At 72.8% G+C, this 21,876-nt stretch carries 17 protein-coding genes; 7 read left to right on the top strand and 10 right to left on the bottom strand.

The genetic code is table 11. From position 1 onward, the window contains the following. Positions 1-1,003 precede the first annotated feature (1,003 nt). Positions 1,004-1,429 (bottom strand): hypothetical protein, encoded by a 426-nt coding sequence (locus ABZ990_RS02785; protein ID WP_361224169.1) that lies wholly within the window; start codon positions 1,427-1,429, stop codon positions 1,004-1,006. Between the two features lie 1,007 nt (positions 1,430-2,436). Next, positions 2,437-3,486, bottom strand: a complete 1,050-nt coding sequence (locus ABZ990_RS02780; RefSeq protein ID WP_361224166.1) for an SDR family NAD(P)-dependent oxidoreductase — start codon at positions 3,484-3,486, stop codon at positions 2,437-2,439. A 132-nt stretch (positions 3,487-3,618) separates the two neighbouring features. On the opposite strand from ABZ990_RS02780, the gene ABZ990_RS02775 reads away from it, so the two are divergent. The 3 genes from ABZ990_RS02775 to ABZ990_RS02765 all read left to right on the top strand — a co-directional run bounded on the left by ABZ990_RS02775 (position 3,619) and on the right by ABZ990_RS02765 (position 6,369). Beyond that, on the top strand, positions 3,619-4,311 hold the full coding sequence (locus tag ABZ990_RS02775) for a TetR family transcriptional regulator (RefSeq protein ID WP_361224457.1): 693 nt from the start codon (positions 3,619-3,621) through the stop codon (positions 4,309-4,311). Between the two features lie 175 nt (positions 4,312-4,486). Further along, positions 4,487-5,398, top strand: a complete 912-nt coding sequence (locus tag ABZ990_RS02770) for a PPK2 family polyphosphate kinase (RefSeq protein WP_361224454.1) — start codon at positions 4,487-4,489, stop codon at positions 5,396-5,398. Positions 5,399-5,415: 17 nt separating this feature from the next. Continuing rightward, entirely contained in the window at positions 5,416-6,369 is a 954-nt protein-coding gene (locus ABZ990_RS02765; RefSeq protein WP_361224163.1) for a polysaccharide deacetylase family protein, read from the top strand. A 115-nt stretch (positions 6,370-6,484) separates the two neighbouring features. On the opposite strand, the gene ABZ990_RS02760 is transcribed toward ABZ990_RS02765, so the two are convergent. Further along, positions 6,485-7,579, bottom strand: coding sequence for an acyltransferase family protein (locus ABZ990_RS02760; protein ID WP_361224160.1), 1,095 nt, complete (start codon positions 7,577-7,579; stop codon positions 6,485-6,487). A 284-nt stretch (positions 7,580-7,863) separates the two neighbouring features. Here ABZ990_RS02760 and ABZ990_RS02755 point away from each other — a divergent pair, with 284 nt between their 5' ends. After that, on the top strand, positions 7,864-9,813 hold the full coding sequence (locus ABZ990_RS02755; RefSeq protein WP_361224157.1) for a LamG domain-containing protein: 1,950 nt from the start codon (positions 7,864-7,866) through the stop codon (positions 9,811-9,813). Positions 9,814-9,998: 185 nt separating this feature from the next. Here the strand turns inward: ABZ990_RS02755 and ABZ990_RS02750 are convergent, their stop codons facing one another. The 3 genes from ABZ990_RS02750 to ABZ990_RS02740 all read right to left on the bottom strand — a co-directional run bounded on the left by ABZ990_RS02750 (position 9,999) and on the right by ABZ990_RS02740 (position 12,271). Further along, positions 9,999-10,655 carry an ABC transporter gene (locus tag ABZ990_RS02750; protein ID WP_361224155.1) on the bottom strand — a complete coding sequence of 219 codons (657 nt, stop codon included), beginning with the start codon at positions 10,653-10,655 and terminating at the stop codon, positions 9,999-10,001. After that, the gene (locus tag ABZ990_RS02745; protein ID WP_361224152.1) at positions 10,652-11,497 is read right to left on the bottom strand and encodes an ATP-binding cassette domain-containing protein; all 846 of its coding nucleotides are present in this window, start codon (positions 11,495-11,497) and stop codon (positions 10,652-10,654) included. Before ABZ990_RS02745 ends, ABZ990_RS02750 begins: the two co-directional genes overlap by 4 nt. Positions 11,498-11,596: 99 nt before the next feature. After that, entirely contained in the window at positions 11,597-12,271 is a 675-nt protein-coding gene (locus tag ABZ990_RS02740) for an AIM24 family protein (RefSeq protein ID WP_361224149.1), read from the bottom strand. Between the two features lie 183 nt (positions 12,272-12,454). On the opposite strand from ABZ990_RS02740, the gene ABZ990_RS02735 reads away from it, so the two are divergent. Together ABZ990_RS02735 and ABZ990_RS02730 are read left to right on the top strand one after the other, a co-directional pair. Beyond that, a complete protein-coding gene (locus tag ABZ990_RS02735; protein ID WP_361224451.1) occupies positions 12,455-13,216 on the top strand; it encodes a peptidyl-tRNA hydrolase in 762 nt (253 codons plus the stop codon). 266 nt (positions 13,217-13,482) lie between these two features. Beyond that, positions 13,483-14,934: a DUF692 domain-containing protein gene (locus tag ABZ990_RS02730; protein WP_361224146.1), complete on the top strand. Its 1,452-nt coding sequence runs from the start codon at positions 13,483-13,485 to the stop codon at positions 14,932-14,934. 246 nt (positions 14,935-15,180) lie between these two features. Here the strand turns inward: ABZ990_RS02730 and ABZ990_RS02725 are convergent, their stop codons facing one another. Together ABZ990_RS02725 and ABZ990_RS02720 are read right to left on the bottom strand one after the other, a co-directional pair. Further along, positions 15,181-16,209, bottom strand: a complete 1,029-nt coding sequence (locus ABZ990_RS02725) for a HEAT repeat domain-containing protein (protein WP_361224143.1) — start codon at positions 16,207-16,209, stop codon at positions 15,181-15,183. A 120-nt stretch (positions 16,210-16,329) separates the two neighbouring features. Then, positions 16,330-17,091, bottom strand: coding sequence for a HEAT repeat domain-containing protein (locus ABZ990_RS02720; RefSeq protein ID WP_361224140.1), 762 nt, complete (start codon positions 17,089-17,091; stop codon positions 16,330-16,332). A 344-nt stretch (positions 17,092-17,435) separates the two neighbouring features. Between ABZ990_RS02720 and ABZ990_RS02715 the strand changes: the two genes are divergently transcribed. After that, positions 17,436-19,274, top strand: coding sequence for an alpha/beta fold hydrolase (locus ABZ990_RS02715; protein WP_361224137.1), 1,839 nt, complete (start codon positions 17,436-17,438; stop codon positions 19,272-19,274). 25 nt (positions 19,275-19,299) lie between these two features. Here ABZ990_RS02715 and hemQ read toward each other — a convergent pair whose 3' ends face one another. Further along, positions 19,300-20,013 (bottom strand): hydrogen peroxide-dependent heme synthase, encoded by a 714-nt coding sequence (gene hemQ / locus ABZ990_RS02710; RefSeq protein ID WP_361224134.1) that lies wholly within the window; start codon positions 20,011-20,013, stop codon positions 19,300-19,302. A 17-nt stretch (positions 20,014-20,030) separates the two neighbouring features. Continuing rightward, positions 20,031-21,599, bottom strand: coding sequence for a protoporphyrinogen oxidase (hemG, locus tag ABZ990_RS02705; RefSeq protein WP_361224132.1), 1,569 nt, complete (start codon positions 21,597-21,599; stop codon positions 20,031-20,033). Positions 21,600-21,876: the final 277 nt, after the last annotated feature.

Genomic DNA, 21,876 nt, shown 5'->3' with positions numbered 1-21,876 from the left:
AGGGGGGGGTGGGCGGGGCGTACGTGTCTGAGCGCGAGGTGCGAGTGGGTGTGACGTGGTGTCCGCCCTCCTTCCGAGAGTCGCGCCTTCCAGCGCCGCGTCAAGGGCGCTCCCTTCGGTCGCGTCGCTTGCGCGACTCCGCTGCGCTCCGCCCTTGACCCGGCGCTTCCAGGCGCGAAAGACACTCTCGGAGGGCGGCCCAGGGGAAAGGTCCACGCGGGGGCGGTCTTGTCCGTCGGCCGCCGTGGGCGGGTGGCGGGCCGGGGAGAGTGGGGAGGGGTCCGGGTATCGCTCCGGTCGGTTTGATGTCCGCGCGCCGGTGGGGTGGGGCTCGGTTTGCGGCCCGGGCCGGTGGGATCGCGCCCGCCGACCCGGGGTGCGCGGTCGTGGAGTGGGGCGGCCCGGGCCGTCTCGGCGGATGACGGCCGTCGGTGGGCTGGGATTCATGCCCCGCTGGTCACGGCCCGGTGGCACTGAAGAACCGGCAAGCACCCGCATGAACATCACCCCCGCGTACGCGGGGAGCACCTGACAAGTGATCTTGACCGTTTGTCAGGTGAGGGACCACCCCCGCGTACGCGGGGAGCACCACGCAGCGAAGGGGACGGTAATGGACTGGCGGGGACCACCCCCGCGTACGCGGGGAGCACAGGAGCTGACCTGCGGCTTCACATCGCCAGGCTCCGAATTTTGCTTACTTTACCAAGGCACGACGTAAGTCGAAATCCCCGCCGAAAATGGGGCAGGAGTGAACTCCTGTGACGACAGAGGCGCCCCGGAGCGCTCGCGAGCGCACTTACTCACACAGCCCGGGGCGGAAGGCACTACTCCGCACCCGCCGTGAGGCGGATGTGAACTGGTGTGACGCCAGAGGCAGCCCCGGGTCCTCGTGAGCGCACTTCCCCGCCCAACGGGCCGCACACCTGCCCTATCGGGGACCGGGATGGGCTCATACATCAGGCCCGGAACCTCCCCAAAGGTTCCGGGCCTGACGCCGTGGCGGCTACGAGTACTGGACGCCCCACAGGTTGTTGCTCCGCTTGACCGGAGCGATGTTGCCCGACTTCTTCCAGTCCTTGACCTTCTTGCAGCCGGAGGAGGTCGGCGCCCAGTGGTAGCGGGTGACGCTGAAGCCCTTCGCCTCGTGGTACATCATCAGGCGCCCCTTGGTCTTACCCGGCTTCTTCGCGACCGTGGCCGCGTACGTCCACGTGTCCGACTTCGACCAGGACTTCCCGACGGAGACACTGAACGAGCTCGACACCTTGCCGAAGATCACGCCGGCCTCGGCGCCGACGGTCGCGGTTCCCGTGGCCGTCCAGGTGCCGGTCTTGTTCTTCGAGTAGCTGATGCGCACGCCCGGCTTGGCCCAGTCGCTGTGGATATTGGTGGGCTTCCAGACGGTCTTCTTGTCGCCGATCGTGTACATCCGCTCTTCAGAGCACCGGATGCCTGCCGAAGCGGGTGCGGCGGAGGCTGCTATGACACCGGTGCTCAGCACAGCGGTGGAGAGAACGGCGCTCATAAGACGCTTCACGTGGAATCTCCGTGTTCGGGGTGCATTGCTGGGACACCTCATGCCCTGCCGGTCGATTTCCACCGGCATCCGCATTTCCCGAGGTGAACCGCCCTCAGAATGCCCCGCAGCCCGGGGGGTGTCGTTGGCTGTGAGTCCACCGTTTCCTGGCTCTGCGTCTACTCACCGCCCGCCAAAACGGAATGCATTACTCCGCCCCAGCCATGGGGCAGAAGTGAACCCCTGTGACAACAGAGGCACCGCCGCAGGCTCGTGAGCACACTTACCCACCCGGGCGGGATGGAATGCGCTACTCCGCACCCAAGGTGGGTCGGGTGTGAACTCGTGTGACTCCAGAGGCGATTCCAGGGCCCCTTCCCTCCGCGCGAGCGGGGTTTCCCCCGTCCCACCCTCCAAGGGTGACCAGCGGGGCATGAATCCCGACCAACCGACGGTGGTCATCCGCCGAGACGGCCCGGGCCGCCCCACTCCACGACCGCGCACCCCGAACCGACGGACACCGCCCCACCCACCCCGACCACAAGCCGAGCCCCACCCCACCGGCGGACGGCCATCAAGCCGACCGAAGCGATACCCGAACCCCACCACCCCCGGCCCCGCACCCGCCCACGACGGCCCGCACAAAAGAAGCTGCCGCGTGGACCCTTCCCCCCGGCCCGCCCTCCGAGTGTGAAAAGGCCCCCGCAGCCGGGCGGTCAAGGGTGGGCGCAGCCCATCGCGCAAGCGACGCGACCGAAGGGAGCGCCCTTGAGGGCCCGGCGAAGGGGGCCACACTCGGAAAGAGGGCGGGCCACCGCCCGAACCCACCGCACACGCCCACCCATAGGACCTGCTCTTCCCGCCCACCCCCTGCGCGCCGCCCCATCCCCCACTCCCGTACCCCTGCCCCACCCCCGCCCTCACCCGAACTCGTACCGAACCCCCGTCAGCCGCTCCGACAGCTCCCACAGCCGGCGGCCCATTTCCGCGTCCGTCGCCGCCGGGGCCAGGGCGACCCGTTTCGGGGCGCCGCGCAGTTCGCCCGGGCCGTCCGGGCCGAAGAACGCGCCGCTCTCGACGTCCGGCGCGGTCGCCGCGTACAGCTGCGGCAAGGCGCCGGCCTCGGGCGACTGGGCGAACAACGGACGGAGGAGCCGGCCGAAGACCAGGCGCACGAGGGCGACCGGGGTGTCGGCTTGGAGGTGGGTGGAGGCGTATCCGGGGTGCGCGAGCAGACTGCGCACCAGGCTGCCGGCGGCGGTCAGACGACGGTGGAGTTCATGGCCGAAGACAGCGTTGGCGAGCTTCGACTGGTTGTACCAGCCCATCGGCGAGTAGCGACCCGCCCCGCGTTCCCCATCCACCCCATCCACCCCATCCACCCCGCCCGCCCCAGCCTCCAGCGCCTCGAAGTGGATGCGACCCTTGCGGTGCTGCACCGAACTGACCGTCACCACCCGGGGCTCGCGCCCCGCCGCGAGCCGGTCGAGCAACAGCCCGGTGAGCGCGAAGTGGCCGAGGTGGTTCACGGCGAACTGCAGCTCGTGGCCCTGCGCGCTGCGGGTGTACGGGGGTGCCATCACCCCGGCGTTGTCGATCAGCACATCGAGCTTCGGGTAGTCGGCGCGCAGGGCCGCCGCGAACTCCCGTACCGAGTCGAGATCCGCCAGATCGAGCCGCCGTACGTCGAGCCGGTCCGCCACTCCCCGGCCCCTGCCATCGCCCCCACCCCCGCCCCTGCCCCTGCCCCCGCCCTTGCCCTCAGCCGTAAGGGCGCGGACGGCGGCCCGCCCCTTCGCCTCGTCTCGAACGGCGAGCACCACATGGGCGCCGTGCCCGGCGAGAACCCGGGTGGTGGCGAGTCCGAGCCCGCTGTTGGCACCCGTGACGACGAAATGGCGTCCGGTGAGGTCGGGGATGTCGAGGGAAGTCGTCACGCCGGCGGCGGAGACGTTCTGAGATATGCCCATGCGACACACGCTGCCGCGCATGTCACTCGGTGTCAACTTTTACGCTCGGTGTCATCGACGGTCTAGGATCGGCCCATGACTCCCCCCGGCACGGACTCGCACTCCTCCCCCGCCCCCACCTCATCCGCCCCCATGAGCCTGGCCGAGCGCAAGCGCCTGCTGGTAGCCGGCGAGCTGACCGAGGCGGCGCTTCAGCTGCTGGCGCTGAAGGGGTTCGACGCGGTGACCGTGGACGAGATCGCGGCGGCGGCCGGGGTATCGAAGCGGACGTTCTTCCGCTACTTCGCGTCCAAGGAGGACGTGGTCGTCCAGTTCCTGTCCGGGATGGGCGCCGACATCCGCGCCGCTCTCGCCGCCCGCCCCACCGACGAGGCACCGTCCGTCGCGCTGCGGCACGCGGTCGCCGTACCGCTGGCCGCCTGCACCGACCGCCATCCGGACCACGCGGCCCGCGCGCTGCGCGTGGTCCAGTTGATCCTGCGTACGCCCGCGCTGCTCGCCCGTTTCCTGGAACGTCAGGCGGCCTGGCGCGAAGCACTGGCAGAGGAGCTGACCGCCCGCCAGGCCCGGGCCCGCCGGACGACGGAACCGGCAACGGAACCGGCAACCGAACCGCTGACGCCCGCCCCGACATCCGACCTCTATCCGACACTCGCGGCCGGCACCGCGCTGGTCGCCTTCCACACGGCGCTGGAGCGGTGGAGCGACAGCGACGCCGCCCTCGACCCGCTGGACCTGCTCGATCGCGCGTTCGCGGTGGTGGCCCCGGCGCTGGACGCGCAGGATCAGGAGGAGGCAGCCGGGCGGGCGGCCGGGAAGGGGTGACGCGGTGCCGAAGAAAGACGAGCGGGGAAAACCCGAGCGGGCGAAGAACACGCGGAAAGAGAAGGGCGAGCGGCAAGGAAAGGGGAAGGGCGAGGGGAAGGGAAAGGGGCAGCGGGCGCGCGGGGAACAGGGGGAGCGCGGGCCCGGCGCGGACGGCGGGCAGTCGGTACGGGAGCTGCTGAGGCTGCCCGTGGGCGAGCGCGTCGACCTCTCCGCGTACGACACCACCGGCGTCTCCCGCACCCCCCGCACCCCCGGCTCCCGCACCCCCATCTCCCGCACCCCCGCCACCCCCGACTCCTCTGCCCCCGGCCACCCCACCGCCGACTGGACCCCCTCCACCAAGGCCGCCGGTCTCGCCGCCACCAAAGCGCTCGCGCCCCGGCTGGCCGGACTCCAGGAGCGCCTGTTCGCGGCGAGCACGGCGGGCGACCGGCGCCGGATCCTGCTCGTCCTCCAGGGCATGGACACCAGTGGCAAGGGCGGCACGGTCAAGCACGTCGCCGGTCTGCTCGACCCGAACGGCTGCCGTATCCACGCTTTCAAGGCCCCGACGGACGAGGAGAGTGCCCACCCCTTCCTCTGGCGGGTCGCCCGCGCCGTCCCCCGGCCCGGCGAGATCGGGGTCTTCGACCGTTCGCATTACGAGGACGTGCTCGTCGCCCGCGTCCGCGCGCTCGCGACGCCTCCCGTGATCGAGAACCGCTACGGCCAGATCGCCCGTTTCGAGCAGGCGCTCGACGACGAGGGCGTGACCGTCGTCAAGGTCTTCCTGCACCTGTCCTACGAGGAGCAGCGGGCCCGGCTGCTCGAACGGCTGGACAATCCCGACAAGCACTGGAAGTTCAGCCCCGGCGACATCGACGACCGCGCTCTGTGGCCCGCGTTCCAGGAGGCGTACGAGATCGCCCTGGAGCGGTGCGCGACCGACCGTACGCCCTGGTACCTGGTCCCGGCCGACCACAAGTGGTACCGCAACTGGGCGATCAGCTCCCTGCTTCTGGAGCATCTGGAGGAGTTGGATCCGCAGTATCCGAGGGGGGACTTCGACGTCGCGGAGTGCCGCAGACGTCTGCTCACCTCATAATCAGCTAATTTCCCCAGGTGACCATTCCTGCACGAAGATTTGCAGCAATCGCCCTTTTCGGTGCTGTTCTTGTCGGATGCGCCGGAGGCGGGGGCGCATCCGAGCACTCCGCGCCCCCGAAAGCCGGCGCCTCGAAAGCCGACACCGCCGCGAAGGCCGACGGCACCCCCGCCGCCGGAGCCCGCCACGCGCCCGGCCACCCCGAGGACCAGCCCGAGGACCAGCCCGAGGACCAGCCCGCGAACCAGCCGGCCGACGCCGCACGCAAGGCACCCCCCACCCTCGCCCCGGCGGCCGGCGGGCTCACCCCGGTCTACAGCCACCGGGCCAAGAGCGCCGAGAAGGTCGTCGCCCTCACCTTCGACGCAGACATGACGGCCGACCAGGGCCCGCGCGCGGCGGCGGGCGAGCACTTCGACAATCCGCAGCTCATCGAGACCCTGCGCCGCCTCAAGGTCGACGCGACCGTGTTCATGACGGGCCGCTGGGCGCAGGAGTACCCCGACCAGGCCAAGTCCATCGGCAACGACCCGCTCTTCGAGGTCGCCAACCACTCGTACAGCCACTACGCCTTCTCCAGCCCCTGCTACGGCCTGCCGACCGTCGAGCGGGGCGAGATGGCGGCCGACGTCCAGCGCGCCTTCGACGCCTTCCGGGACGCCGGGGTCACCCATGTCGTGCCGTACTTCCGCTTCCCCGGCGGCTGCTACGACGACGCGGCCCGACGCGCCCTCGCCCCGGCGCGGGTCACCGCCGTGCAGTGGGACGTGGTGAGCGGCGACGCCTTCGCGACGGACGCGGACGCCGTCGCCGAGGAGGTCCTCTCCGGGGTGAAGCCGGGTTCCCTGGTCGTCATGCACTGCACGCGCAGCGCCGCGCCGGTGACGGAGGAGGCGATCCGCCGGATCGTCCCGGAGCTGCGCGCCAAGGGCTACCGCTTCGTCCGGGTGTCGGAACTGATGAGCCGCTGACGGACCGCCCCGGCGGCGCCGGACCGACTCCTCCACGAAGGGGCCCCCTGGCCGTACGTCCGATCCGGCTGCCCCCGATCCGCTCCCCCGCTCCCTCGGTCCCGTCGTACGTCCGTCAGCCTTCGCGGTGACGAGGCGCCTCGTCCCGGCCCGGCGCCGTCTCCCGACGGAAGAGCCAGGCCAGCCGGGGTTCGACCAGCGGACGCAGCAGCGTCCGGACCGGCCGCGTGCACAGCAGGACGGCGAGGGCGACGGACACGGCGGTGAGCACCGCCAGACCCGGGGTGCCCTGGACGAAGGGGTGGTCGAAGACGCCTGCGGCGACCGCGCCCTGGCGGATGAAGGCGTGCAGGAGGAAGGCGCCCATGGTTCCCGCGCCGAGCGCGGTGAACCAGGTGCGGCGGGTCGGGACGAGGGCCAGGAACGCGGCGGTGAGAACAAGGCCCGCCGCGCACACGGCCCCGGCTTCGGCGGCCCAGCGGGCGTAGCCGACATGGAGGTCCGGGGCTCCCGCGCTCCGGTACAGCCAGAGGACCTTCATGCCGGGTGCGATCTTGTACGCCGCCGCGCCGGCGACGGCGAAGACGGCCACCGCGGCCCCCTTGACCCACCGGGTCTCCCGCAGCCAGGCGAGGTGCCGAGGCTCCACCGTGAGCCCGAGGACGAAGAAGGGCAGGAACTGCAGGACACGGGTGAGGGACAGCTGGGCCCCGAACGAGAAGGCGCCGGAGGCCAGGAACACGAGGGTCGCCACCGTCACCGGGGCGCGCAGCATCCGCCAGAACGGCACGGACAGGCGCCAGAGGAAGAGCGCAATCAGGAACCAGGTGACCCACACCGGCGTGAGCGGTTCGATCGCGACCGGCGTGTCCTTGACCTCGGCTGTGAAGAGCGCGAGCAGGACCCCCCAGACGAGGAAAGGGATCAGCACGCCGCTCGCCAGCCGCCGTATCTGCCGGGGCCGAGCGGTGAAGCCGCGCGAGAAGAACCCCGACACGAGGATGAACGCGGGCATGTGGAAGGCATAGACCAGCAGGTAGAGCGCCTTGGCGACCCGCTGCTCCGGCTCGCCGATCAGCGGCTCCCAGAAATGCCCGCACACGACGAGGACGACGAGGAGGAGTTTCGCGTTGTCGAAGTACGCGGCGCGTTCGGACGGAGCGGCCCGCGCGGTGTCGGGACTCTGGACCGGTGACGCGAGCTGGGACACGTACTTCCTCGGGTGGTGACGTTCTCGGGGGCGCCCGACGGGCGACGGCCCCGTCCCACGCTCCTCGTGAGTCCGGTTGCCGCCTGCCGACCCTAACCGCGTACCGGGGGTGCGAGCCGCCCGCCCGTCGTCGCGCACGTTCCCGCCGACCGGACCCTTCGTGAGGGACCGAGGCGCGCACCTTGAGGAAATGCCCTTGTCAGGGCCCTGCTCGGCCCTGTGTCATATGCCGGTCCGTGTAGGCGCGGTGAAGCGCATATGACTCTTGGGTGGGGACCATGAACATGAACACAAAGCGAGGGCATGCTCCGCGTGCCCGAGGATCGAGACGGCTCGCGACCTTCGCCCTGGCCTGGGGCCTGACGGTGAGTGCCCCGTCGCTGCTGGCCCTGGCCGGCAGCGCCCAGGCCGCCGAGCAGGCAGCGGGGCCCACAGCGCCCAAACCTCCGGTGGTGACGTACAGCACGGTCTACCAGCCGTGTGTCACGGGCGGGCCGTGCGAGATGCTCGGCGGACCGAACCAGGCAGGGTCGTTCACCTTTGCCACGGGTGCCGACGAGGCCGTCACCCACTACCAGTACAAGCTCTCCTCCGATGCCGTCTGGAGTGGCTGGAACCCCCTCACCGCCGAGTCGTTCACCGTAGACGTCACCCCTCCGACGTCCGGCACCTTCCTCTTGGACGTCCGGGTCAAGGACACCCTGAACCGCACCGGCGAGACGACGGTGAAGTTCCTGGTCAAGATGGGATCCGCGCCGGTCGGCCACTGGGACTTCGACGAGGAGTCCGGCGCCGCGGTGGACCGTTCCACGGACGACCCCGCCCTTCGGCACGACCTGACCCTCGCCGCGTCCGGCGCGAGCCGTAACGACCACGGTCGCCGGGGCGAACTGACCGCGGAGGACGGCACCAGAACGCAGGACCAGGCGCTGGCGCTGACCGGCGCGAGCCAGGGCACGCCTCAGGGCGCGGCCTGGAGCGCCGAGCCGGTCGTCGACACCCGGACCTCCTACACCGTGACGGCTTGGGCGCGGCCGGAGACGGCCGGTGCCGGGGACGCCACGGTCCTGAGCCAGGACGGCTCCCACCGCAGCGCTTTCTCCCTGGGCTACTGCGGGGACGTCCGGACCTGGTGCGTACGGCTGCCCGACACGGACGGTGCGGAGGGTACGGTCGGCGCGGGTGACGCGAACGGCACGGACGGTGGCACGGTCGGCGACTCCGGGACTCGGCGGGTCGACGCGCTGCACGCGCCGCAGCCCGGGGCGTGGACCCAGCTCGGTCTCGTCGTGGACAACGCGGCGAAGAAGCTCCAGCTCTATGTGAACGGCGCGCCGCAGGGCAGCGTCGACCTCACCGCGCCCCTGTGGCCCTCGACCGGCGGCCTTCAGGTGGGACGCGCCAAGGACGCGGGCTCGTACACGGATTACTTCCCGGGCGAGATCGACGAGGCGACCGTCTGGCAGCGTCCGCTGTCGCCGCAGGAGATGGCGGACCAGGCCGATCTGATCGCTACGGGAGGCCAAGCCCATGTCGAGCTGGTGGGCCGGTACAGCCCGGCCGGTGCCACCGGTTCCGTCCTGCCCGACACCAGCGGATACGGGAACACTCTGACGCTGTCGCCCTCGGCCTCGCTGGACGGCGAGAGCATCAAGCTGAACGGCGCCGACGGCTTCGGCTCGACGGAACGGCCGCTCGTGGACGACACCGGCTCCTTCACCGTCGCCACGGAAGTGGACGTGGACACCGAGAAGCTCTACGACATGCCCAAGGGGACCCGCTTGCAGGTGCTCGGCCAGCAGGCGGGAGCGACGGGTTCCTCGTGGGGCATCTGGTTCGAGAAGACCGGCACGAAGGACGACACCAGCGCCCCTCCGGTGTTCGACGAGGAGACCGGCGAGATCACCTTCCCGCAGATTCCCGTTGGAAAGTGGCACTTCGGGCGGGTGGCCTCGGACGGCACCACCGTCTCCGTCACCAGCAACGAATCCCTCATGCCGAAGGGCAGGATCGGGCTCACCGGTGTCTACGACGCCGGGACGAGGACCATCTCCCTCTACACCGCCGGTAGCCGGCAAGGCGTGCCGACGGCCTATCAGGCCACGGTCGGTTCGGGCTTCACCATCGGAAAGGACGCGACCGGGAGCCACCTGCCCGGCCGGATCAGCGACATCCGGGTGTGGGCGGGCGCCCTCACCAGCACGCAGCAGGTGTCGGAAGTCGTCGGCTACTGACCCGTCGGACGTCCGCTTCTTCCCTCGCACACCACCTCGACCGGGGCGGGCGCACCACGCGCCCGCCCCGGTCGGCATATGCCCGAGTCGACGTGTGCGCCCGGGCATATGCCCGGGCGGCATGGACGGCGAGGGTCAGGGCCGCCGCCCCGGGCCACAGTGCATCGTGAACTCCACGCGCGTACTCATGACCGCCGGCCCGTGACGCGGACGGCGAGGATCACGGCCGCCGCCGCGAGGACGAGGGCGAGCAAGAGGGCCGGCCAGGAGTACGGGGCGGTGGCGGGGGTGGTGCGGGCGGCCGTCGTCAAGGCGGTCAGCGCCGTGCGGGCCGGGGAGCCCGCGGTGACCAGGGCGAGCAGCGAGCCGAGCAGCAGGGCCGCGAGGGACCAGCCGCGGGCCCGGATCAGCGGACGGGTGGTCAGCACGCCGATGGCCGTACCCATGAGGACGCACACAGTGGCGGCCGTCAGCCCCGCCGTCCCCGCCGCGAGCGGGGTGAGGCCGTGCCGGCCGGTCACGGCCGTGACACCGAGGACCGTGACGACGCCGGTGAGGAGCGCGGCCAGGGTGCCGGTGAGGACGGTGGCGAGGTGGGCACGGGCACGTCCGGCGGCGGCCGCGGTCACGGCCCGGGCGGCGGACAGCTCCTGGACGAGACAGATTCGTACGACCCACGCCGTCACCGGGACCAGGCCCGCGACCGCGTACCCGAGAGAGTCCAGCACCGGATCGCCGGCGCGGATGCCGACGGCGACGAAGGCCGCGTAGAGGAGGAAGGGCGCGAGCCAGCGCTGGGAACGCAGCAGCAGGGCGGTCTGGTAGCGGATCAACGCCGTCATACGTGGACGCCTTCGTCTTCGGTCGTGCACGTACGCAGGCCGTCGATGTGCCAGCCCGCGTCGAGCAGGGCCCGGAGGGTGGCATCGGAACGGGCGGGGTCGACGGTGACGGTCAGCCGGTCGCCCTCGTACACGTGCCGGGCGGGCAGATCGCCGGGAGGGCGGGTACCGCCGGTGGCAATGATGCGAACCAGTGGATCGACCTGTGCCCGGGGTGGTTCCTGCCGGACCGCCGCGCGGGTGACGCGGCCCGCCGCCACCGTCCACACGGCGTCGGGCTCGCCCGCGAGCCGTGCCGGGTCGTGGTCGACGAAGAGGACACGGCCGCCGGCGGCGGTCCGTTCGCGGACGGCGCGGTCGAGTTCGGCGCGGGCGCCGGTGTCGAGTCCGGTCCATGCCTCGTCCAGGACGAGCAGGTCCGATGCGGCCAGCAGGGCCTGGGTGACGGCGATCTTCTGGCTGCTGCCCTTGGACAGTTCGCCGAGCCGGGTGTCCCCGTACTCCGCCGCGCCGAAGCGCTCCAGCCACTCTCCCGCCCGCCGCCGGGCGGTGGAGGCCCCCAGGCCCTGGATCCGGCCGAGGTGGACGAGATACGCCAGGGCGGTCAGCGGCAGGGCGGCCGGGAAGCGTTCGGGGACGTACGCGGTACGGGCCGGACGGCCGGTGATCCGGCCCTCGCCCGGCGCGTCGAGGCCCGCGGCGAGCCGCAGCAGAGTGGACTTCCCGGTGCCGTTGGCGCCGGTGATCCGGGCGAGGGTGCTGGCGGGCAGTTCCAGGCTCACCTCGCGCAGCACCCATGGCCCGCGCGGTCCGTAACGGCGTCCGACGCCTTCGAACCTCATCCGGATCCCGTCCCCCCGACCTCGGCCCCTGAGTTCACCCCAGCCCCGGCCTCTGACCCCGGCCCGCGGCCCCCTCGCCCTCACCGTCCCCTACGACGGTCAGTTCGCGACCTTCTGCGGGGTCGCCTCGCTCGGGCGGACGATGACGAAGCCGTTGCCGTCCAGGCGCAGCTGGACGGCCTCGCCGGAGCCGCCGCGCATCATCGAGCCGAAGGACTGGGAGCGGTGCAGCGAAGTCTGGAGCTGCTGGCTCCAGCCGACGACGGCGTCGGTGTCGACGAAGACCGGCGCCTGCGGGGTGACGGGTATGACGATCGGGGTGCCCTCGCACATCAGGGCGAGCTTGCCGTATCCGGTGAAGACACTGTTGAACAGGCCGCCGCCGGTCATGCCGGCGCCCTTCACCGTCTTGATCTCGTAGTGGAGGGTGGAGTCGAAGCAGAGGACGTTGCGGCCGTTGACGGTCAGCGCGTCGCCCTGCTCGATCTCCACGATGAAACAGTTCTGCGCCTCGTGCGCGAACCACGCCTCGCCCTGGCCGCGTACGGCCATCAGCGCCAGGCCCTCGCCGGTCACGGCCCGCTTGAGCAGGCCGCCCAGGCCCTGGCTCTTGTGCTCGAACTGAAGGTTCCCCCGGAACGCGACCATCGAGCCCTGCCGGGCGTGCATCTCCCCGTTGACGGCGTACTTGACCGACTTGGTGTTCTGCAGGGTCATGCCCGGCACCGTGGCGGCCTCGGCAAGGTGCTCACTCGCGAACAAATCACTCTTCATGACAGGCATCCTGTCCCGTACGCACCGGATCCCACAAGGAAAACCCGGGGCAGGCTCCGCCGGGCACGGTGGCAGACTTGCCGGGTGAGCAGCAACGACACCGAAGCCCGCGAGGACCACACCGACCGCGAAGACCGCGAAGGTCACGACCTCCGCGACGAGAAGCCCGAGTTCGTCCTCCCCCTGGTGGTACGGATCGAGCGCGGCGCGCCCCCGGCCCGTACCGACGCCCTGGAGACGTCCGCCCGCGCGGTCCTGACGATCCTGTCCGACGAGCGGTCGCTCGGTGAGGGACCGTGGGCCCAGGCCATGACGGACTGGCAGGACGCCCGGATCCGCAAGGTGGTACGGCGGGCGCGCGGCGCGGAGTGGCGCAAGGCGACGACGCTGCCCGGCATCACGGTGACGGGCGCCACGACGGGCACGGCGGTGGCGGACGCGGCGAGCGCCGGGAACACCGGCGGGACGGACGGGACCGGCGAGCCGAGCGAGGCAGAGGGGACGAACGAGCCGAGCACGACGGAGGCTCCGGCGGCGGCCGAGGTTCGGGTCTTCCCGCCGGTCCCACTGGACGGCTGGCCCAAGGAGCTGATCAAGCTCCAGGTGTCGGGTACCGACCTCGACGACCCGGCCGAGCCGGGCCCCGTCCCGGACGGCGCGGCGGTGCTGTGGCTGAACCCGGAGCTCGCCATGTCGGCGGGCAAGACGATGGCCCAGACCGGGCACGGCGCCCAGCTCCTGTGGTGGCGCCTGCCGGACCCCGCCCGCGCGGCCTGGCGCGCGGCCGGTTTCCCGCTCGCCGTCCGCACCGCCACTCCGGAGCGCTGGGCGCGCCTGACGGCGAGCGACCTCCCGATGGTCCGGGACGCCGGCTTCACGGAGATCGCGCCCAATTCGATGACGGTGATCTCGGAGTTCCCGGCGGCGGGCGTCGCAGCACGCTGACCCGCCGGGGCCGGGCTCGGGCGAGGCGCGCCGTACCTGCGACTCCAGTGCGGCATCCGACAGGTGTACGGAGTCGGATCCGCCGGACGGGCGGCAGCGGGCCCGCGCCCACGGCGGCGCGGGGCTCATGGGGCTCGCGGGGCCCCCGAGGCGTACACAGCGGCGAACCTCAAATGAAGCTCTGAACGTCTCTTGATCCGGATTCGAACGCGTGCTTCCGGGCCATCAGGTCTGGGACCGTACCGGCCGAGAAGGGGGACGACGGCATGGGGGAGACGGAACGGAAGCGGGCGCCGGGAGCGCCGGCGCAGTTGGGGGTCGGGATCGGGTGGCGGCCGGAGATCGCGGACGCGGTCGAGGCCCTGCCGGGGATCGACTGGGTCGAGGTCGTCGCCGAGAACCTGTGCGCCGACCATCTGCCGGACTCGCTGGTCCGGTTGCGGGCCCGCGGGACGACCGTCGTACCGCACGGCGTGTCGCTGGGCCTCGGCGGCGCCGACCGGCCGGACGCCGGGCGGCTCGCCGCGCTCGCGCGGAAGGCGGAACTGCTGGGCGCGCCGCTGGTGACGGAACATGTGGCGTTCGTACGGGCCGGGGGGCCGCTGACCGCCACACCGCGCCTGGAGGCGGGGCACCTGCTGCCCGTGCCGCGCACCCGGGACGCGCTCGACGTGCTGTGCGAGAACGTACGGATCGCCCAGGACGCACTCCCGGTGCCGCTCGCCCTGGAGAACATCGCGGCCCTGATCGCCTGGCCCGACGAGGAGCTGACGGAGGCGCAGTTCCTCTCGGAACTGGTGGAGCGTACGGGAGTACGACTCCTGATCGACGTCGCCAATCTGCACACCAACCACGTCAACCGGGGCGAGACCCCCGCCCAGGCGCTGGCCGGGCTGCCGCTGGACGCGCTCGCGTACGTACACGTGGCGGGCGGTCTGGAACGGGACGGGGTGTGGCACGACACGCACGCCCACCCGGTGCCCGAGCCGGTCCTCGACATCCTGGCGGACCTCGCCGCCCGGGTCGCCCCGCCGGGCGTCCTGCTGGAACGCGACGACAACTTCCCCACGCGCGAGGAACTCGCCGCCGAACTCGCCACGATCCGCACGACGGTGGCCGCCGCGCGGCCACGACCGCTACTGATCGGCGCGGGCGCCCGGGTCTCGGGCGGCGCGATGCCGGACCCGGCTCCGGTCCGGGTCACGTCTGTCCCCCCGGCCACGCCGGTCGCACAACCCTCGCCCGTACCCGCGCCCGCGCCCGCAAGGGACCACGGGCGGGATCACGGCCGGGTCGGCACCCTGCGTGCCCGGCAACGGGTCGGGGTCGCCCAGACCGCGCTGCTGTCGTCGCTGGTCGCGGGCACTCCGGCGCCCGAGGGGTTCGACGCCCGGCGGCTCGGGGTGCAGAGCCGGGCGCTGACGGGCAAACGGGCCGACGTGGTGGGGAAGGTGGCACCGGAGCTGCCGGAGATCCTCGGCGCGGAGTACCGGCCGGCGTTCCTCGCGTACGCCCGCAACCGGCCCATGACCGACGGCTACCGCCACGACGCCCTCGACTTCGCCGAGGAACTGCTGTTCGCCGGCCGCCCCGAGGATCCGGCCACACGCCGACGGCTCGCCGCGTGGTGGCGGGAGCGCGCGGGCACCCGGCCCCCGGGGCCGATCGCCCGGCTCGCCCACCGGATCCGTACGAGACTGCGCCCGCACCGGGCCTGACGGGCCGGGGCCGACAGACCGAGGGAAGGGGTCGGTCCGCTCTTCGCCGAGGGGCGGCCGGGTAGCGGTACCCGGCCCTCCCTCGGCCCTCCCCAGCCTTCAAGTCCCCAGCCCGGACGGCACATCGAGGACCCGCCCCGCCGCCCGGCCCGAGAACGTCCGCGACCTGCCGACCGGGCCGCCACCACGCGGACGGACAACGAGCGGATCCAGGGTGCCGACGGCGAGACGACCGACGCACGGGACTCACCGAGCGCGGCGGTCGTCCGTACCCTCCCCAGCCCTCAGCCCCAGGACGGCGGTGGCGGTCAGTGCCACCGCGCGGTCCTCGTCCTCGGCCAGCTCTTCGAGGGCGTGCGTGGCCGCGGGCCCGGGGATGTCGGCGAGCGCCTGGGTGAGCCGCCGGCGCGCGGGGGGTTCCAGGGTGCCGGTGGCGAGGCGGCCGACGAGCGCGGCCGTGACGCGTTCCGGTGGTACGGGTCCGCCGGCCAGCGCGCTCAGCGCGTCGGCGGCGTCGACATCGCCCCGGCCCTCGACGACCAGATCGACGAGGGCCGGTACGGCGTCGGCCACGCCCCGCGTCCCGAGCGCCAGGGCCGCGTACCCGCGCACCGCGCCGTCGGGATGCCCGAGAGCGTCCCGGAGCAGGGCGGTCGCCGTGTCGCCCGGGATCTCGGCGAGGGACCGGACGGCCCGGACGCGTACCTCGGCCTCCGCCGCGCCGAGGCCCTGGGCCAGCAGCACGGCCGCTTCCCCGCCCGAGGGCGCGAGGGCCCAGCGGAGGGCTCCGGCGACGTTCGGTTCCGGCTCCCTCAGGACCGCCTCGACCAGCGCCTCCACCGGCACGGGCACCTCCTCGGCCGCGGCCAGGGCCGCGCGCTGACGTGCCTTCGGGTTCTTCGAGCCGAGCGCCTGGAGCAGTGCGGTGACCTGGAGGACGTCCTCCCAGGCGGCGGGTTCGGCGGCGTCGATCCGGCGCAGCCGGGTCAGCAGTTCCGTCTCCGCCGCGATGCGCTCTCGCGTACGGCGGACGAGGTCGTCGACGAGCCCGGCGGGCGTGAAGTCCGGGTCGTCGAGCGCGCGCCCCACCTCGCGCAGCGACAGGCCCAGGGAGCGCAGGCTCTCGATGTGGAAGATCCGCCGGATGTTCTCGGCGGAGTACTCCCGGTAGTCGGAGCCGGTCCGCCCGGTCGGCCGCACCAGGCCGAGCGCCTCGTAGTGCCGCAGCATGCGGGCGCTCACCCCGGACCGCCGCGCGACCTCACCGATCAGCACCGTCCACCGTCCTTCCGCCATACCGTCCGGGTTCCGTCCGGGTTCCGTCCGAGACCCCACCCGAGGCACCGGCCCCACCTTCGGGCCCACCGCCCTCAGGCCCACCGCCTCCGCCTCCGCCTACCCAGCCTCGGGCACGTCAGCCGCGCCTTCTCCCCCGGACTCGTCTCCGGCCCCGTCTCCGGGCTCGTCTCCCGACTCGCCCCCGGCCCCGTCGTCGCCCCGCCCGCCGAGGGCCACGATCCGCTTCGCCTCCTCGATCGCGGACGCGAAACCGGCGTCCGGGTCGTGCCACAGACGTTCCGTCGCCTTCGCGTGCGTGCGCACCCCGGGCTCGGGGGCGTTCCCCGCGGCGGCCAGCAGCGGCTGGATCACCTCGCCGAGCGCGATCAGCGCCCGGCTGAGGCTGAGTTGCGTCTCGTGCCCGCCCCACCCGAGCCGTTTCGCCAACTCTACGGCGAGCGCGTGCTCCTCCCCCTCGGGTACGAGCGCGACCGCCGCCCGCCACGCGGTACGGGCCACCTCGTCGTCGGGGTCCGCCAGGAGCGCCGGGGTGATCACCGGCCAGGCCCGCCGGTCCCCGATCTTGGACAGGGTGTGCAGCGCCTGGCTCCGCGCCCGTGGCACGTCCGAGCGCACCTCGCCGACGAGCAGCGGAACCGTCTCGTCCGCCGCGTGCCGGGTCAGCGCCCAGGTCAACGTCTCCCGTACGGAGAAGTCGGGTTCCTCTCGGCACCGCTCCACGAGCGTCCCGACGTACCCCGGGTCGGGCCGCGATCCGATCTCCAGCGCCGCCCGTACCCGGACCGACAGGTCCCTGTGCTCCAGCGCCCGGAGAAACGGTGCCCTGGATGTGTCCGCCTCCGATGCCGACATGGTCATGGGGCCACCTCCTCGGGACCCAGCCAAAGGCTTGTCACCGTGTCAAGGTCAAGCGCGACCTCGCCCCTTCCACCGGAACCGGAGCAGCCCCGACCGCCCCCGACCGTCCCCGCCCACACCCGGCGCCCCCACACCCACCCGCCCCCGCCCCACACCCGGCGGAGCGCGAGGGAAGCGCGCGGCCGGTGCGCGGGCCCGGCCGCGCCCCCGCCGCGCGTACGGCGTTCGGGGACAGTCCGGCGACACCCGCCCCCGGTGCTTTACACCGGCCCCCGGGCGGCGAACCCTCCCCCTGGGAGGCGTCTGTCCCGCCCCCGCCGGAAGGTCTCCTCGAAGGATCCCCCATGAAACCGGTCGCGCTGCTGTTGTCCGCCCTCCTCACCCCGGCCGCCGTCGCCACCCCCACCGCGGCCGCGCCGGGCGGGCCGGCCCCGTCCCCCGAGAGCCTGGGCGTCGCGGTCGCGACGCGGGTCGCCGAGACGCGGGGCATCCGGTTCGGGGCGTGTCCGGCGGCCGAGAAACTGCCGAAGACGGTGGAGTGCGGGACCGTGGAGGTCCCGCTGGACTACGCGCACCCGGACGGCACCCGTATCCCGCTCACCGTCAGCCGGATCAAGGCGTCCGGCCCGGCCGGGCAGCGGCAGGGCGCCCTGGTCTTCAACCCGGGCGGGCCCGGCGCCTCCTCCACGTCCTTCCCGCTCGCCGCCGAGCTGCCCGCCTGGCAGCGGATCGCCGCCGCGTACGACCTGGTCGGCTACGCCCCGCGCGGCGTCGGCCGGTCCGCGCCGGTGTCCTGCGAGGACCCGGCCCGCCGCCCCCAGGAGCCGACGCTCGCGCCGACGCACCCCTCCGAGGACTTCAAGCGGGAGCGGATCGAGCGCGCCAAGGCGTACGCGCGGGGCTGCGCCGAGCGCACCGGCCCGGGGCTGCGGCACTACCACTCGCTGAACAACGCCCGCGACCTGGAGGTGCTGCGGGCGGCGCTCGGCGAGCGGCAGCTGACGTACATGGGCGGGTCGTACGGCACGTACTTCGGCGCCCTGTACGCGACCCTGTTCCCGCAGCGGGTGCGGCGGATGGTCCTCGACGCGCCCGTGAACCCGACGCCGGGCAAGATCTGGTACGAGAGCAATCTCGACCAGTCGCTCGCCTTCGAGCAGCGCTGGGCGGACTTCCGTACCTGGGCGGCGAAGCACGACCGGGTGTACGGCCTCGGGAAGACGGCCGCCGAGGTGGCCGCGAGTTACGAGAAGGTGCGCGCGAAGCTCGCCGCCACGCCCGCCGGCGACCGGGTCGGGCCGGGGCAGCTGCACCGGGCGATGCTCGCGGGGATGTACAGCGACCGGTACTGGCCGGCCCGGGCGGGCGCGCTCGGCGCGTATCTGAAGGGCGACCCGAAGCCACTGGTGGAACAGGCCGCGCCCGCGCCCCACGACACCGAGGCCGCCAAGGACGGCGAGGACGCCCAGGGCCGCAAGAACGGCAAGGGCGGCGAGGACGCCAAGAGCGACAAGGCCGGCGACGGCCCGGCGAGCGACCCCGGCAACGGAACCGCCGTCTACACGGCGGTGGAGTGCAACGACGGCCCCTGGCCGGAGGACTTCGCCGTCTGGGACCACGACAACACGCTGCTCGCGCGCCGCGCGCCGTTCGAGACCTGGGACAACGTGTGGGCGAACCTGCCCTGCGCCTACTGGCCGGCCCCGCGCCAGACGCCGCTGGACGTGCGCACCGGTCCGGGAGTGCTGCCGCCGGTACTGATCCTCGCGGCCGAGCGGGACGCGGCCACTCCGTACGAGGGGGCGCTCGAACTGCACCGCCGGCTCGCGGGGTCCGCGCTGGTCACCGAGCGGGGTGCCGGGACGCACGGGACGGGGGGCGGCCCCAACGCCTGTGTGAACAGCTATCTGGAGCGCTACCTGCTCACGGGCGAGGTGCCCGACGAGGCCGTGGGCGGCGACGGGGTGAGCACCGAGGAAGAGACCGAGGTGCCGGCGGCCACGGCCGCGGGGCCGCTCGCGGATCCGTCCGCGTACACGGCCCAGAAGACGCCGGTGCGGCGCGCGTCATGCGCGCCGCACCCGGAGCCGGACCCGGTGTCGCTGGAGCGGCAGGCGGATTCCCGCGAGCCGTCTGATCTTCCGGGTCAAGGGGTCACCGCCCGGCTGGGCGCCGGACGGTGACCGGGTCGGTGGGGCTGGAAGGCCGTCAGGCCAGGCCCGCCACCAGCTCGGCGACACTGCGGCGCCGGCCGGTGTAGAACGGGATCTCCTCGCGGACGTGCAGTCGCGCTTCGGAGCCCCGCAGGTGACGCATGAGGTCGACGATACGGTGCAGCTCGTCGGCCTCGAACGCCAGGATCCACTCGTAGTCGCCGAGCGAGAACGAGGCGACCGTGTTGGCGCGCACGTCCGGGTAGCCGCGGGCCATCTTGCCGTGGTCGGCGAGCATCCGGCGGCGGTCCTCGTCCGGCAGCACGTACCAGTCGTACGAGCGGACGAACGGGTACACCGACACGTAGTTGCGCGGAGTCTCGTCGGCCAGGAAGGCCGGGATGTGCGACTTGTTGAACTCGGCGGGACGGTGCAGCGCCATGTTCGACCACACCGGCTCCAGGGCACGGCCCAGCTTGGTGCGGCGGAACAGGTTGTACGCGTCCTGGAGCTCGTCGCTCGTCTCGGCGTGCCACCAAATCATGAGATCGGCGTCGGCGCGCAGCCCGGAGAGGTCGTAGGTGCCACGGATGGTGATGTCCTTGGCGGCGAGCTGGTCGAACAGCTCCTGGACCTCTTCGGCGTAGCCGGCCCGATCCTCTGGAAGAACATCGCGCAGCTTGAAGACGGACCACAAGGTGTAGCGGATGACCTCGTTGAGGTCCTTCGCCTTCTTACCGGCGTTCGGGATCTTTTCGGGCGCACTCATGGCTCTATTCTCGCCCTTCACCGAGAGTGCCCCGCACCGGGGTCACCCGTTTCCGACGTGGCGATGATCTCGTCCGCGGCGCGTTCGCCCGAGGCGACGCACGCGGGGATTCCGACGCCCTCGTAGACGGCGCCCGCCAGGGCCAGACCGGGCAGATCCGCGACGGCGGCGCGGATCCGGTCGACCCGGGCCAGGTGACCCACCGGGTACTGGGGCAGACCGCCGATCCACCGGGTGACGGTGGAGGCGACGGGCCGGGCGGCCAGCCCGGTGGCGGCGCCCAGGTCCTTCAGGGAGACGTCGACCAGGTCGGCGTCCTCGCGTCCGACCTGCTCGGCCTCGCCGTGCCGGCCGACGGAGGTGCGCAGCACGAAGAGGTCGGGGGCCCCGTCGGAGATCCACTGCCACTTCTGGCTGGCGAAGGTGGACGCCTTGATGGTGTGGCCGTCGACCGGCGGGACGAGGAAGCCGGAGCCGGGCAGGGCGGGCAGGTCCGCACGCCGGAAGGCCAGGGTGATCAGGGCCATGGAGGCGTACTCGACGGAGCCCAGCTCGGCGGAGGCGGCGGGCGCGAGCGAGGCGAGCAGCTCGGCGGCGGGCCCGGCGGGGGTGGCGAGCACGACGGCGCCGGCGGTCAGGACGCGGTCCGGGGTGGTGATCTCCCAGCCGGTGGGGTCAGTGGATCCCGTGGGGCCAGTGGAGCCCGTGGAGCCGGTGGAACCCGTGGGGCCGATGCGGCGCAGGCCCGTGACCGGGGTACGGGTCAGGATCGTGCCGCCCGCGGCGCGTACGGCGTCGGCGACCGCGCCGGGGAGCGTGCCGACACCGCCCCGGATGCCGGCGAACGCGGATCCGCCGAGGCCGGGGGCGGAGCCGGATGCGGCGGTGGTGCCGGGACCGGTGCCGGAGCCGAGGCCGGTGCCGGCGCCCGCGGCGTCGCTCGGGGTGGCGGCGCCCGCCCGCTGGACGGCCTTGACGGCCTCGGCGAGCGTGGCGTTCTCCCGGGCGGCGCGGAACAGCGCGGGAACGGCGGCACGCATCGAGATGCGGTAGGCGTCACCCGCGTACACCCCGCCGAGGAGCGGCTCGACGAGCCGGTCGACGACCTCGTGGCCCATGCGTTCGGCGACGTACGCGCCGATGGCGATGTCGTCGCCGATCTCGGTGGGCGGCAGCTCGCGGTCGAGGCCGATACGGGCCACGGCCTCGGCGGACAGCAGGCCCTCGACGGCGCGGCCGTCGCCGGGGACGCCCATGACGTGGCCCTTGGGCATGGGCACGAGCGCGCCGCGGGACCAGACGGAGGCGGTGGTGGTGGCGGGGGCCTGGAGGCGGTCGCCGAGACCGACCCGCTCGGCGAGCGCGATGGCCTCGGGGCGACGGGCGAGCAGGGATTCGGCACCGAGATCGACGGGGGCGCCGGCGATCTCGCCGGCCATCAGCTTGCCGCCGAGCCGGTCGCCGGCTTCGAGGAGGGTGACCCGCTTGCCGGCCGTGACGAGGCGGTGGGCGGCGGCGAGTCCTGCGATGCCGCCGCCGATGACCACGACGTCCGGTGCGTCCGTTGTCTGCGCGTTCGCGTTCATGGTCCCACTCTCTCAAACGGCTTCGGCGCTTCGATCCGAGGCCTGACCGTGACCACTTCGCGACCGGGAAAGGGCAACCGGCGGACGGGCCCCATCCGTCAAACCCGCGCCACGACACATCGGACGACCGCCTTGGGGGGCCTTGATGCACGGCTCGATTGTGGAAACGAACGCGGAATCGAACGCGGAGACGGGGGAAGCGCGAGGAAGACGGGAAGCGGGGGACGTACGGGGGACCTGGGACACCGGGGACGCACGAGGCGCACGGGACACGGGG

The sequence above is a fragment of the Streptomyces sp. NPDC046203 genome, from assembly GCF_040646255.1.
Classification (GTDB): Bacteria; Actinomycetota; Actinomycetes; order Streptomycetales; family Streptomycetaceae; genus Streptomyces.
The sequence above is the reverse complement of the archived record's forward strand: the minus strand, read 5'-3'. Positions and strand labels throughout refer to the sequence as shown.

Excerpts from the sequence above, each read along its gene's own strand:
- hemQ (WP_361224134.1), bottom strand. The coding sequence starts at position 20,013 with ATGAGTGCGCCCGAAAAGATCCCGAACGCCGGTAAGAAGGCGAAGGAC.
- ABZ990_RS02785 (WP_361224169.1), bottom strand. The coding sequence starts at position 1,429 with ATGTACACGATCGGCGACAAGAAGACCGTCTGGAAGCCCACCAATATC.
- ABZ990_RS02745 (WP_361224152.1), bottom strand. The coding sequence starts at position 11,497 with ATGAGGTTCGAAGGCGTCGGACGCCGTTACGGACCGCGCGGGCCATGG.
- ABZ990_RS02775 (WP_361224457.1), top strand. The coding sequence starts at position 3,619 with ATGAGCCTGGCCGAGCGCAAGCGCCTGCTGGTAGCCGGCGAGCTGACC.
- ABZ990_RS02715 (WP_361224137.1), top strand. The coding sequence starts at position 17,436 with ATGAAACCGGTCGCGCTGCTGTTGTCCGCCCTCCTCACCCCGGCCGCC.
- ABZ990_RS02780 (WP_361224166.1), bottom strand. The coding sequence starts at position 3,486 with ATGGGCATATCTCAGAACGTCTCCGCCGCCGGCGTGACGACTTCCCTC.
- ABZ990_RS02730 (WP_361224146.1), top strand. The coding sequence starts at position 13,483 with ATGGGGGAGACGGAACGGAAGCGGGCGCCGGGAGCGCCGGCGCAGTTG.
- ABZ990_RS02740 (WP_361224149.1), bottom strand. The coding sequence starts at position 12,271 with ATGAAGAGTGATTTGTTCGCGAGTGAGCACCTTGCCGAGGCCGCCACG.
- ABZ990_RS02755 (WP_361224157.1), top strand. The coding sequence starts at position 7,864 with ATGAACACAAAGCGAGGGCATGCTCCGCGTGCCCGAGGATCGAGACGG.
- ABZ990_RS02720 (WP_361224140.1), bottom strand. The coding sequence starts at position 17,091 with ATGACCATGTCGGCATCGGAGGCGGACACATCCAGGGCACCGTTTCTC.
- hemG (WP_361224132.1), bottom strand. The coding sequence starts at position 21,599 with ATGAACGCGAACGCGCAGACAACGGACGCACCGGACGTCGTGGTCATC.
- ABZ990_RS02750 (WP_361224155.1), bottom strand. The coding sequence starts at position 10,655 with ATGACGGCGTTGATCCGCTACCAGACCGCCCTGCTGCTGCGTTCCCAG.